At 41.6% G+C, this 12508-nt stretch carries 10 protein-coding genes; 7 read left to right on the top strand and 3 right to left on the bottom strand.

Annotation, left to right across the window (positions count from 1 at the left end):
- Window positions 1-150 precede the first annotated feature (150 nt).
- The 3 genes from FQ608_RS02495 (at window position 151) to FQ608_RS02485 (ending at window position 2291) form a co-directional block, all read left to right on the top strand.
- Window positions 151-1227, top strand: a complete 1077-nt coding sequence (locus FQ608_RS02495) for a c-type cytochrome (protein ID WP_158856207.1) — start codon at window positions 151-153, stop codon at window positions 1225-1227.
- A 123-nt stretch (window positions 1228-1350) separates the two neighbouring features.
- Window positions 1351-1545, top strand: a complete 195-nt coding sequence (locus FQ608_RS02490; RefSeq protein ID WP_158856206.1) for a hypothetical protein — start codon at window positions 1351-1353, stop codon at window positions 1543-1545.
- A gap of 95 nt (window positions 1546-1640) precedes the next feature.
- A complete protein-coding gene (locus FQ608_RS02485) occupies window positions 1641-2291 on the top strand; it encodes a hypothetical protein (protein WP_158856205.1) in 651 nt (216 codons plus the stop codon).
- Between the two features lie 4 nt (window positions 2292-2295).
- Here FQ608_RS02485 and bglX read toward each other — a convergent pair whose 3' ends face one another.
- Entirely contained in the window at window positions 2296-4590 is a 2295-nt protein-coding gene (gene bglX, locus FQ608_RS02480; protein WP_158856204.1) for a beta-glucosidase BglX, read from the bottom strand.
- Window positions 4591-4829: 239 nt separating this feature from the next.
- Between bglX and FQ608_RS02475 the strand changes: the two genes are divergently transcribed.
- On the top strand, window positions 4830-5759 hold the full coding sequence (locus FQ608_RS02475) for a hypothetical protein (RefSeq protein ID WP_158856203.1): 930 nt from the start codon (window positions 4830-4832) through the stop codon (window positions 5757-5759).
- A 295-nt stretch (window positions 5760-6054) separates the two neighbouring features.
- Here FQ608_RS02475 and FQ608_RS02470 read toward each other — a convergent pair whose 3' ends face one another.
- A complete protein-coding gene (locus FQ608_RS02470; RefSeq protein ID WP_158856202.1) occupies window positions 6055-6876 on the bottom strand; it encodes an ion transporter in 822 nt (273 codons plus the stop codon).
- Window positions 6877-7151: 275 nt separating this feature from the next.
- Window positions 7152-7535 carry a DUF983 domain-containing protein gene (locus FQ608_RS02465; RefSeq protein ID WP_158856201.1) on the bottom strand — a complete coding sequence of 128 codons (384 nt, stop codon included), beginning with the start codon at window positions 7533-7535 and terminating at the stop codon, window positions 7152-7154.
- A 359-nt stretch (window positions 7536-7894) separates the two neighbouring features.
- Between FQ608_RS02465 and FQ608_RS02460 the strand changes: the two genes are divergently transcribed.
- From FQ608_RS02460 to FQ608_RS02450, 3 genes are all read left to right on the top strand, one after another.
- Window positions 7895-8578, top strand: a complete 684-nt coding sequence (locus tag FQ608_RS02460; protein WP_158856200.1) for a response regulator transcription factor — start codon at window positions 7895-7897, stop codon at window positions 8576-8578.
- A complete protein-coding gene (locus FQ608_RS02455) occupies window positions 8575-9828 on the top strand; it encodes a sensor histidine kinase (protein WP_449405372.1) in 1254 nt (417 codons plus the stop codon). The genes FQ608_RS02460 and FQ608_RS02455 overlap by 4 nt, the downstream gene beginning before the upstream one ends.
- A 68-nt stretch (window positions 9829-9896) precedes the next feature.
- Entirely contained in the window at window positions 9897-12230 is a 2334-nt protein-coding gene (locus FQ608_RS02450; RefSeq protein WP_158856198.1) for an outer membrane beta-barrel family protein, read from the top strand.
- The last annotated feature ends 278 nt before the right edge of the window (window positions 12231-12508 follow it).

Below are 12508 nucleotides of genomic sequence, written 5' to 3'. Positions count from 1 at the left end.
ATTTTCCGTAAGCCAATTAAATTCGAAAAGGGGATAATAGTAATTTTTTTGGAAATTATACCCAAATTCAATTTTAATCTATAGTGTGACATTCATCACAACAAATTACCTCTTGAATAAGCTAAATTTGTGAGTCAAAGAGTTTGCTTCATGAAAGATAGTTTCCAACTATTAATTAATATCTTGAATTTGGTTGTAGGGTTATTGGTCACCATTACTTTACTGACCATAGTCATTATCGGAATAATTGTGATGACGTTTAATAGAACTTCTTCGCAAACTTCAGATCTGATCGCGTCTGCTGGGACGAAAGTGATTCCTGTTGCAGCGGACACTTACCGGGGTGTAATTTCAAAGGAGGGTCTGTGGAGTGCGCCTGCTTGGGACACTATGGAGCACGAACCCAATTCAAATTTGATCAAATACGGCAAAGAGCTAATTGTCAATACTTCCGAATTCTTGGGGCCAAACGGTAGTGTTTTAAAAATAACCAATGGTATGAACTGCCAAAACTGTCATTTGGATGCTGGAACGGCACCCTTGGGAAATAACTATTCAGCCGTTTTTTCGACATATCCAAAAATTAGGGGTCGCTCAGGTAAAATGGAAGATATACCCAAAAGGGTTAATGACTGCTTTGAACGAAGTCTTAACGGAAAGGCTCTCGATATAAACAGTAAAGAGATGCAGGCAATCACGGCGTATATGGAATGGCTCGGAAAAGATGTACCAAAGGGAGAGGCACCGAAGGGTGTCGGTATCTATGATGTCCCCCTTCTCGACAGAGCCGCTGATCCGATTAATGGAAAGGCTGTTTATGCTCAATTTTGCCAAAGCTGTCATATGGAAAATGGCCAAGGAATGATGAAAGCCAATAAAACAGGATATACGTATCCTCCTCTTTGGGGAGACAATAGCTATAACAATGGTGCAGGATTGTACAGGTTGTCCCGGTTTGCAGGGTATGTAAAAACAAACATGCCCTTGGGAACAACTTTCGAACGGCCTCTGCTAACAGATGAACAAGCTTGGGATGTGGCTGCTTATGTCAATACGATGGAAAGACCCCAAAAAGATCTTTCAGGGGATTGGCCGGATATTTCCAAAAAGCCCATGGATCATCCATTCGGGCCGTATGTTGATGAATTCAGCGAAGAACAACATAAGTTCGGTTCCTTCCAAGCGATTAAAGATGCAAAAGAAAAGGCGGTGAAACGAAAGTTTTGATCCTCCTATTTTTATCTACACTATTCCGGCTTTCAAGTTTTGCGCAAGAAACAGATCACATTCTATTTCAAAACCAACGCTTATAAATGAAGTGAGCGGGAGATCTTTATTCTGAATCAGCTTTTGGTAAATCAGCAGGTATCCTATCCCAAACAGGGAGACTTTTTGGTGGATAGAAAATATACCTTTGAAGTGGGAGGAAAGGGAAAGACATGCAGGCAAATTCAACACCTTCCAGATGCCTTTACAGCAGCAGATGGAATAGAATTGGGTATAGCAACTAAGATTCCGATCTGGCGCTTTGGGTTTTTATATTGAAGGATCTTAAGCACTTGCCCATTCAGGTATAATAAGCTTAAAGTTCATACTAAATATTCTGCCTAAGCGTTTTCTTACTGCAAAATGAGACAGCCATGGTCAGATATGCCACATTTTACATTTTAATTATACTTCTTTTTTCTTGTGCAGAAGATCCTCCTATACCTGAAGAGATTGAAGGAGTTGAAGAAAAGGAAGAAACTGAAGAAGTCAGGGAAGATTTAAATCGTATCATTTGTGAATTTGATTTGAGTCAGGTAGGGGATGATTTGCCCTTGTTTGGTGACTGGGAGTTTGCCGGTTTTCAACATTTGGAAACTGGGGATTTTCACCATTATACCTGCTTTGCAAGATGGGCTCACCTGACCCACTATCAGGGTGGCTTTAACGAAAATATGGATGAATATTATTTTCCACTTTATTTGAAATTAATTGAGGAAAAATGGCAGGAGGAAGGAGACAACTGCAGTGGAAAGTTTAAATTGGAAAGCCGGACACATCAGGGAGTCCTACGCTCATGTTTTTCGGTTGGTGAACAGGGAGAAATTAAGTTTGAAGTAGAGCTACCCTATTGGGAATTTGGGAATAGTACTGTAATCTTTCCAGAGGAAAACCACCATATTCAGTACAGCCATGGGTTGGAAACCGCCACTTCCTATGAAATTGAAGCTAATAGGCTGTATGTTAATTACGACAGCGAAGTTTACCGGATGGTGTTTGTGGAGCTTGTTGAGGAAGATGAATAGCATATCAATTCCAAGTGATACTCGTTACTTTCACCTCGCTGGCGTTGCCACCGATCATAATTTCAAATTCGCCAGGTTCCCAGAGATAATCTATATCGTAATTGTAAAACTTGAGGTCTTCGATAAAAATTTCAAAACTGATCGTCTTTGTTTCTCCGGCCTTTAGATTTACTTTTTGAAATCCCTTTAACTCCCTCATTGGCCGGGTAATGCTGGCAACTACATCCCGGATGTACAACTGCACTACTTCTGCACCATCAAATTTACCCGTGTTGCTTAGTTCTATGCTTGCTGTAAGTTTTTGGTCACCTTTTATTTGCTCATTGCTTACTTTTATACCCCCATAGTTAAATGTTGTATAACTTAACCCATATCCAAAAGGATATAATGGCTCATTGGGTACATCAAGGTAATTGGATCGGAATTTTTCAAACCAGGCTCCCTCAGCTAAAGGACGGCCGGTATTTTTGTGATTGTAATAAATCGGAATTTGTCCGGTATTTTGGGGGAAGGTCATGGTGAGCTTGCCCGAAGGATTGACGTCACCAAATAGTACATCGGCTATGGCATCACCAGCCTCACTTCCCGCAAACCAAACATTGAGTATGGCATCCAGATTTTCATTTTCCCAAGTCATGGCTCTGGGTCTGCCTGTAAAAAGCACCAGAACTATGGGTTTACCCGTTTCTTTCAATGCCTTTAAGAGATCCCGCTGGCTTTCTGGAAACTCGATATCGCTAAGACTGGAAGCTTCCCCGCTCATCTCTGCAGCCTCACCCAAAGCGGCTACAATCACATCCGCCTGACTGGCAATTTCGACCGCCTCCTGAATCATCTCTTCGGCGCTCCGCTCATCCCTGAGGGTCGGCTTTCCGAAAATGCTTACCCGGGCTTCCAAGTCAGCATCATTTACAATATTGGCACCTCGGGCATGAAGTATTTTTGCCTGATCTCCCAGCGCATTTTCAATCCCATCCTTTAAAGAAACCGATTCATCAAAACGACCGGCAACACTCCAGGTACCTGCCATATTTTCACGGTTGTCGGCCAATGGGCCAATAAGTGCAATGGTGCCATTTTTCTGTAAGGGAAGCACTTGATTTTCGTTTTTTAACAAAACAAAACTCTGAGCCGCCACTTCACGGGCAAAGCGGCGATTATCGGCCGTGAATATTTCTGTAGTGGCTCTTTCTGTATCGCAGTATCTATAAGGATCTTCAAATAAGCCCAGTTTAAACTTGGCAACCAATATCCTACGGCAAGCGGAATCGATCTGTTCCTCAGTGATCTTTCCTTCTCCCAGCGATTTTTCTAACGTAGTAAGAAAACCCTCGCCCACCATATCCATATCCACACCAGCCTTGAGGGCAAGTGCCGAAACATTTTGCAGGTCTCCCAGACCGTGGTCAATCATTTCATTGATGGCTGTATAGTCGGTGACCACAAATCCGTCAAATCCCCATTGATTGCGCAACATCTCCGTCATCAGCCACCTATTCCCACTGGCAGGGAGGCCATCCACATCATTAAAAGCTGTCATCACCGTTCCCACGCCAGCTTCGACAGCTGCTTTGTATGGAGGAAAATACTCATTGTACATACGGTTGCGGCTCATATCTACGGTATGGTAATCCCTTCCTGCCTCGGGGGCACCGTAGAGAGCAAAGTGTTTGACACAGGCCAGAATAGTATGAATATCTGAGAGGTCATCGCCCTGATAGCCTTTCACCATAGCTTCCGCTATTTTGGCACCTAAATAAGGATCTTCACCATTGCCTTCCGAAACCCTGCCCCAGCGGGGGTCGCGAGAGATGTCGGTCATAGGTGAAAAGGTCCAATTGATTCCATCAGCGCTGGCTTCTTTGGCAGCCATCCGGGCAGTTTTTTCAATCAGATCCATATCCCAAGTGGCAGAAACGCCTAAAGGGATAGGAAAAAGGGTTTCATACCCGTGAATTACATCCATCCCGAAAATCAGGGGTATACCCAAGCGACTTTCCTCGACTGCTATTCGCTGCGCTTCCCGAATTTTTTCCACTCCTTTTAGATTAAACAAACCGCCGGTTTTGCCATCTTTGATGTTTTGGCCCAGGTCTGTACTTGTTGCCTGACCCGTAGTAATATCCCCACCCGCCGGAAGGTTTAATTGTCCAATCTTTTCTCCCAGCGTCATAAGAGCAAGGACGGAGTCCGCCTTTTGAATATATTTCTCATCCTCGGAGAGACGCGTTTGGGAGCTATCAAATGAAAAGATCAATATGGATAAGCCTATTAGAATAATGGTGATATATCTATTCATCGAAGTGTCTTTTTTGATTGAAAAAAAATACTAAGTATAGATACGGATTTTAGCAACAAAATGCAATTTTTTCAGCTTATTTATCAATATTTAATTAATTCACTAAACTGTAAAATAGCAAAACACTTTAAAAATATATCCCAAAATTAGATCGGCAGTCCAACTTGGCTTTTTCTTTTTAAATTAATTTGTTTGCTCCTTGGCCTTTTTAGTTTAATTTAATTGAAAATCCGTTTCCTATGATTGTCCGCATAAGCTTACTCCTTTTTATTTGCCTTCACTTTTCCTGTAAGTCAGTAAGAGTCGTTGAGGAAAAAATTGAGGACTACCAAGGTTCCTGTTATAATTTTTTGGAGGGGATTGAGGCAAGCAGACCTGACGAATTCGAAAGGGATGATTTCGATGAAGACCTACAGGAGATTTTTAGCGACAAAGCATTGGTTATTGCAAATGCGTTAAATCTTAAAGAACAATTAAGGGAGCTCATTCACTTTGATGACATTGAAAAAAACCGTATAGAATACTTTATTCAATACCAGGAAATAATCAACAAAATTACCTTGTCTGAACTGGAGGTTTCTTCCCTCAACGCCGCTGTTTCCTGCGAGGAGGACAAGACCCAACAACTAGCTTGGTACCTGGATAGGCAGGAATCCAACGTGTCAAACCGAAGAACCATTGCGGGTATTTTCACCGACGCCTCAGCCAGCTTAATATCTGGAGGTATTGTATTATGGGCAGCAGGTGCCAATACATTTAGGCAATTACTTGGTGTAGGGGCCTCACTGACCCAAATAACGCTCAACCTGATCAGTAAAAGAGAGGTGTTTAAGGTCCGCGTATCGCATGAAGTTAACTTGCTTCGGGAAATTTACGATGACGATGCGGGATGGAGTAATTTTATACCCCCGGCTGTATGGTATTATATTCATGAGAAGCGGGTAGCTATTCAGGGAGGTTCTATCCGGGAGCAAATGTTGAAAACCTGGAATTCCTTGGAAATACAAAATGACCTGGATTTATATCTTTCTGACGGAGGCGCTTATACCGAAGAACAACTCCGGTCTAGGGCTTCCATGCTGGACCTATTTTCATCCAACATCGAACTGATGAAGCAGGACTTGTTGGCGTTTAGAAGGGAGATAGTGGATTATAAAAGAGAAGAATGATTTTTTAACCTTGTGTAAAAAATCCCCACCTAAGGGAAAATTAAATTCAGAAGGTTCTTACCACTTGATTAGCCTAATTCACTTAAGGCAAACTTAAATCCACAGTACTTTCTTGTAATCAGATGATCCTTATGAAAAAAACCTTCCAGGTTTCATCAGTTAATTGAACAATCACCTGGTCATTAACATAACCTGGAAGCTTTAAGGACTTTGGTATGTTTTTAAGTTTGTGAATTCAACACGCTTCTAGAAAGATAGTCCAAGTGCTTCTTGGCTACAAACATGATTTAGTATTTCATCCGTCAAGCTGCGCCCCACAGGATTTGCAAAATTTGGCATCCAAGGCATGATCTTGAAGCGTACAGTTGTGGCAGATCTTGTGGCGAAGCTTTGCTTCATTTCGGTTTTTGGCAGCGGTAAGCTCTGAGGTAACTATGCCGGTAGGAACTGCTATAATGGCATATCCCAATAGCATGATGATGGATGCGATAAACTGTCCAATATTGGAGGCAGGAGCAATATCCCCGTACCCTACCGTAGTAAGGGTGACAATAGCCCAATACATGGATCTAGGTATAGAAGAAAATCCGCTACTTGGCCCTTCTACGATATACATCAAGGAACCCATTACCAAGACAATTGTCAATACTGACCCCAAAAAAATCTGAATTTTTAGACGACTTTGCTTTAGCGCACTTACTAGAATTTGGGCCTCATTGACATGCTCGGTAAGCTTTAAAATCCGTAGAATGCGCAAAAACCGAAGGGCACGAATCACTGTAAGGTACTGACTTTGAAAGAAAAATAGGCTAAAATAAGTAGGCAATATGGCAAGCAGATCCACAATGCCATAGAAACTAAGTACATACCCTATCTTTTTGTTGCTTAACCAAATTCTTAGAAAATATTCCAGAGTAAATGCAGCCGTGAAAAACCACTCAGCGGCATACAGGAATGTACCGAATTTTTGGTGATATTCGGAAACGGAATCCAGAATAACTACCAAAACACTAAGAAGTATCAGCACCAGCAACACCACGTCAAATCGCTTTGATGCTTTGTCGTCTGATTCAAACACGATATGCGCCAATCGGGATTTTGAAGGAAATAGAGACATAGGACTGGTGTTTGCCCGAAATTAATCTTCCTTTTGTTACTTTCCTAGAAAAGGGCCATCCTTGTGAAACCCCAAACAACGAAAAGCAATAATTCCAAATAGCTAATCAAAAAAACTCCATTAGTGTAAAGTCAACGGTGAGTTGCTCAAATATTTCCCGCAGAACCTGTTCCGACTTTTCGGGATGCCGCAGAACTTGACCTGATTTTTCGGGATTTACGCAGAATATATCAGCGCAAATCAGCGGGAAACCATATGTCATTATTAACTGGACACTAGTTACCTTTATCCCAAACCCCTCCAAATAGATAAAGCATGATAACTTTGGAGTACCGCAGATTCCACGGGGCTGAGATAACGGCAGGGATTGAGATGGACCAATAATAAATCCAAAGCGGTGGATCATTTAGTAGCCAATAAGTAGCCGCCCAAAACACGATAAAAATAGCAACTCCGACTGCATAGGTAAAGAAAAGTGAAATCTGATAAAAACCGGGCTCCGGCATAAACATAAATCCACACACCTCACAGGATGTCTTCAATTCGTTGAAATGCTTCAGGTTTGTGGCAGGTGTTTTGAACATGTCACCTTGCGTACAAATCGGACATTTGCACAACGCCATAGCTTTCAACATGGGCATTTTTTGTGGTTCCGTCATTACTCTTCAAATGGGAATTTTTTATACAATACGCTATAGCAAGAAATGCGCTACTAATTTGTAGTAATCTACTGGTTTCTACATTAACCTTTCTTCTGTAAACCTAGGCAAAGGTCCGATTTATCCGCCTAAAAGACGAAGACAAATGGAGCAATAATTAGGACTTTTCGGAAATACCCGGATAAAAATCAGAAATTGGCAAGTGAAATGGCTATCCAATACATTGATGCCTGTACTCGGAAAAATGAACCATGACATGTTCTCGTCAACCGAAACATCGAATTCAGAATTGCTTCAAAACTTTTGATTACCTTTCACCCATTACTGATCACTTTTCATTGCTTTGCCCAACGAAACCTATGAAAATATTACTGATTGAGGATAATGCGGAATTGATGCAAAATATATTGCGTTATCTCTCTAACGAAGGTATTCGCTGTGAAACAGCCCAAACACTCTATGAAGCAGAAGATAAATTGTTGGGGTATGCCTATGACTGCATATTACTTGACCTTATGCTTCCAGACGGAAACGGACTCACCATTTTACAGGTCATAAACAATCTTAATCCACGCCCTAATGTACTGATAATTTCAGCAAAAGATTCCCTTGATGATAAATTGGAGGGGTTGGATTTGGGAGCAGACGATTATCTTCCGAAACCCTTTCATCTCGCAGAGCTGCTAGCTAGAGTCAAAGCACTTTATAGAAGGTCAAAACTTGGAGGAAAGGATGAGCTGAATTTCAACGAAATCACTATAGAGCACCAAAATTTGTTGGTTACCATTTACGAAAAGCCAGTAGAACTCACGAAAAAGGAATTTGACCTGCTTGTCTTTTTTATCACAAACAAAAACAGGGTGTTAGGCAAACAGGCGATTGCCCAACACTTGTGGGGAGACTATACAGATGATCTGGCTAATTTTGATTTTGTCTACCAACACATCAAAAATTTAAGAAAAAAAATATGTGCCGCAGGGGGCAGGGATTACTTGACCACTGTTTATGGAATCGGGTACAAATTTGATGAAAATGCCCTATGAAGCTTCTGAACCACTTGACCATAATGTATTTGATATTAACCCTTCTTGCTTTGGCTATAGGTGGGTTTTTTATTTTCCGTAAACTGGAGTCAGAGATTAATTTTGAATTGGGTATGGAGCTAAATAGGCAAGTGGATGCCTTTGCAGATCGAATCCGCCAAGGCGCACCACCGGAGAGATTGACCAGTGACCGTTTGGAAATTTTTGAATTGAGTTATTCTCTGCCGGAAGAAGAACTTACACTTCGCGATACCCTCGCCTATCATGATCCGATGAACCAAAATGAGATTCAGCTCAAGGGAAGCAAATCCTATAAAATCGGGGACAAACACTATAGGATATCGTATTACAACTTGGTCGTGGAAACCGAGGATATTACTGAAACAGTTGTTTATACCATGCTGATCGTTCTCCTAGTTCAGTTGCTTTTCATCGGTTTTTTCTTTCGGGGTGTTTCCAACAGGATCCTCAAGCCATTTTACCACACATTGGATCAAATCCAACAATTTAATTTTCAAAAAAATCTACCCTTGGATTTGGACAGAAGCCAAATTAGAGAGTTTAATGAACTTAATGACTTTTTAGAACGGATGTCTCAGAAATTGCTAAAGGACTATAGGCAGATCAAGGAATTTTCAGAAAACATCTCCCACGAAATCCAGACGCCTGCGGCGGTGGTCAGAGGCAAGCTGGAGCATCTGATGAATTTAGAGATTAACCGCGAGCAGGCTGAGCTTATTCACTCAGCCTATCAAAACAATGAGCGCATTCACCGGATAGTGCGCTCACTAAGTCTGTTGGCCAAATTGGAAAATGAGGAATTTGAAGCACCGACGCCCATCAATCTTACAGAAATTTTACAAAAAAACTTGGAAATGCTGGAAGAGTTAATTCATCTCAGTGAATTGACCTTGGAAACAAACCTTGATCCTAGCGTGATGGTCAATATGCACCCATTTATTGCCGAAATAATGATGCATAACCTGCTTAGCAATGCTATTAAACATAATCAAAAGGAAGGTTGGATTAGGGTGACACTCACTCCGGACCTCTTACTAATCGACAATTCGGGATTACCACTCAGACAAAATCCGGAGGAGCTACTTCAGCGATTTAAAAAGGAAAGCCCACACCCTGAATCTGTGGGGCTTGGCCTTTCTATTGTTAATCAGATCTGCAAAACATATCGATTCACTTTTAGTTATACTTCGGCAAATGAAACTCATTCCGCAAGTATAGGCTTTCGATAACAACTTCAAAATTGGTACAGATTGTTTGTCTAAACTTGTTACGAAAACTAATAAACTGTACTACCCCGATGAAGCTTACCTCAATTGGATTTTTGACAATGTTGGCCTTTTGGATGATCTCCGAAGGAAGTGCCCAAACGTTCCCTGTAACGGGCACCTTGGAAGATTCTGAATCCGGAGAACCCTTGGGATTTGTGCAAGTAGCTTTTTTTTCCTCATCCGATCAATCAAACCCCGCAGCTTATGGAGACACAGATGAATCAGGAAAATTTTCCGTAGACACTCCCCCCGGAAGATATACCTTTAAAGCTTTTTTTATAGGATACGCGGACTTGGAAGTCCCCGGGATACAGGTTAATGGCCCTAATAACTTAGGAAAATTAGTCTTGAAAGGTGAAAGTCAAAATCTCGATGAAGTTGTAATTGAAACCAACAAACTTCCTATCCGAACCAACATGGAAGGGATGGTAATTACCCCAGAAAATAACATTGCAAATATTGGGGGAACCTTATTGGATATCCTTAGGAATACGCCTTCAATATCTGTTTCAGAAGACGGGGGTATAGCGCTGCGTGGAAGTACAGGCATAAATATCCTGATCAATGGAAGAAACTCATCACTTACTCAAAACTTAGACCAACTTCCAGCTAGTGCGGTGGAGGAAATTCGTATAATAAACAATCCGAATGCCCGGTTTGATGCGGAGGCCGAAGGGGGCGTGATTGATATTATTTTGAAAAAGGGGCAAAATATGGGAACGCATGGTGGTGCCGAAGCCACGCTTGGCACCCGGTATAGAACTAATCTTGGTGCCCGAATCAACCATCGAAGTGTCAAATTAAACACCTATGCGGGTTATAATTACCGGGATTGGAAAAACGTAGGAACAAGAAGGACCACAAGGGTGATTTTTGAAGATGATGAAAGGCTTCAACAGACTACCAACAGTACTAATCGAAATGCGGGGCATAACGCAAATTATGGAGCGGACTATTACTTTGGAAAAAACGTGTTGAGCTATGAAGGGGTACTTCAGTACAGCGAGGATTGGCAAACCAACACCCTTTTTGCCCAACTTAGCAGGGGGCCTGAAAATGTAGACGGTTTCAATTATGTTCGAAGGAACAATGAAAATGAGACCGATCTGAGTAATGACAATGCACTGATATTCGAAAGGGCCTTTGAAGGTAAAGGGCATCTATTACGTGCATCAGCAAGCCATTCCTATACCAACCAATATAAAACGCAAAATATCGAGATTTTCAATGAGACCCTGGATCCTATTCAGGAAAATCTGACAGGGAGAGAGCTGGCCTATACGGATGAGGTTCGGAATATCAGTGTCGTTCAAGCAGACTATATCCGCCCTTTGGAATCTGGGAAATTCGAAACTGGGCTAAAATCAAACATTCGAAGATTTGACAATGATTATCAATATTTCCGATTTAGTGAGACTGAACAAGAATTTGTCAGAGACGAACAAATAAGCAACCGCTTTGATTACAAAGATCAGATTCATGCAGCATATGCCGTATTTTCCCGGACAAACCCGAAATTTGAATATGCTCTTGGGCTAAGGGGAGAAGTAACGCGGGTAGATACCTACCTGCACAATACCGACGAAAGAAACAAACAAACCTATACCAACTTATTTCCCAGTGTGCAGGGACTTTATAACCTAACCGATGCCCATGCACTAAAGTTTACCTATAGCCGAAGGATAGATAGGCCTACCGCATGGAGGTTAAATCCCTTTCCGAATATTACGGATAGTCTTAGTGTAAGGCGGGGAAATCCCAACCTCCAACCGGAGCTGATCAATTCCTTCGAGCTAGGTCACTTAGCTAACTTCAATAGGTCCAGCTTGACAACCAACTTATTTTACCGCAAGGTAAATGGTCAGCTGGACATGATCACTACCGTAGAAAATGGCATTTCCTATACACAGCCTGACAACCTGCTTTCCGCACAATCATACGGGATCGAATGGATTGGTACAGGGGAAATTACATCTTGGTACACCGTTAATGGTAGTATTACAGCGTTCCGGATCTCAGTAGACGGATCGAATATAAGTGAGGAATTTACCAATTCAGGCTTTGCATGGAATACCAAATTCACCCAGGATTTCAAGTTGCCATTGGCTCTTAATTTTCAGCTTGTGGGCAACTACGATTCACCGGAAATCGAAGCCCAGGGTAGAGATAGAGCCCAGTATTATATTGATGCCAGTTTGCAGCGTTCCTTCTTTGCTGACAAAGGAAATCTATCCCTTAGCGTTACTGATATTTTCGATACACGAAGATTTGCGGGAAATGCCCTGACGAATAGCTTCTCCCAAGAATTCTATGCCAAGCGGGAAACACGGATAGTGCTCCTCTCAGCCAGATTCAATTTTTAATGTTTTCTATTTAAAGTTGCTAAACCACCCCTTTTACATAAGATGTTTGATTAGAGTAATAGATTTGATAAAACCCGGACTCTCTAGATCCGGGCTTTTTTTTGCCCAAAAGAATGTCTATGAATAGTATCGGTACCCAATGTTTGTTTATTCATTAAACTTTTCGCACTTTACGGCTAATGATACAGGAATGCTTATGGAAATCAAACAAACAAAACCTCTGAAAATCGAGACCTATTGTGAACAAGTCTTGAACCGTAACATTCAACAATATAGGC

Source organism: Lunatibacter salilacus, assembly GCF_009797935.1.
GTDB lineage: Bacteria > Bacteroidota > Bacteroidia > Cytophagales > Cyclobacteriaceae > Lunatibacter > Lunatibacter salilacus.
Note: the sequence above shows the minus strand (reverse complement) of the source record. Positions and strands in the feature narration are given on the sequence as shown.

Coding starts and splice junctions, on each gene's coding strand:
- bglX (WP_158856204.1), bottom strand. CDS start 4,590: ATGAATAGATATATCACCATTATTCTAATAGGCTTATCCATATTGATC.
- FQ608_RS02470 (WP_158856202.1), bottom strand. CDS start 6,876: ATGTCTCTATTTCCTTCAAAATCCCGATTGGCGCATATCGTGTTTGAA.
- FQ608_RS02495 (WP_158856207.1), top strand. CDS start 151: ATGAAAGATAGTTTCCAACTATTAATTAATATCTTGAATTTGGTTGTA.
- FQ608_RS02450 (WP_158856198.1), top strand. CDS start 9,897: ATGAAGCTTACCTCAATTGGATTTTTGACAATGTTGGCCTTTTGGATG.
- FQ608_RS02475 (WP_158856203.1), top strand. CDS start 4,830: ATGATTGTCCGCATAAGCTTACTCCTTTTTATTTGCCTTCACTTTTCC.
- FQ608_RS02485 (WP_158856205.1), top strand. CDS start 1,641: ATGGTCAGATATGCCACATTTTACATTTTAATTATACTTCTTTTTTCT.
- FQ608_RS02465 (WP_158856201.1), bottom strand. CDS start 7,535: ATGACGGAACCACAAAAAATGCCCATGTTGAAAGCTATGGCGTTGTGC.
- FQ608_RS02460 (WP_158856200.1), top strand. CDS start 7,895: ATGAAAATATTACTGATTGAGGATAATGCGGAATTGATGCAAAATATA.
- FQ608_RS02455 (WP_449405372.1), top strand. CDS start 8,575: ATGAAGCTTCTGAACCACTTGACCATAATGTATTTGATATTAACCCTT.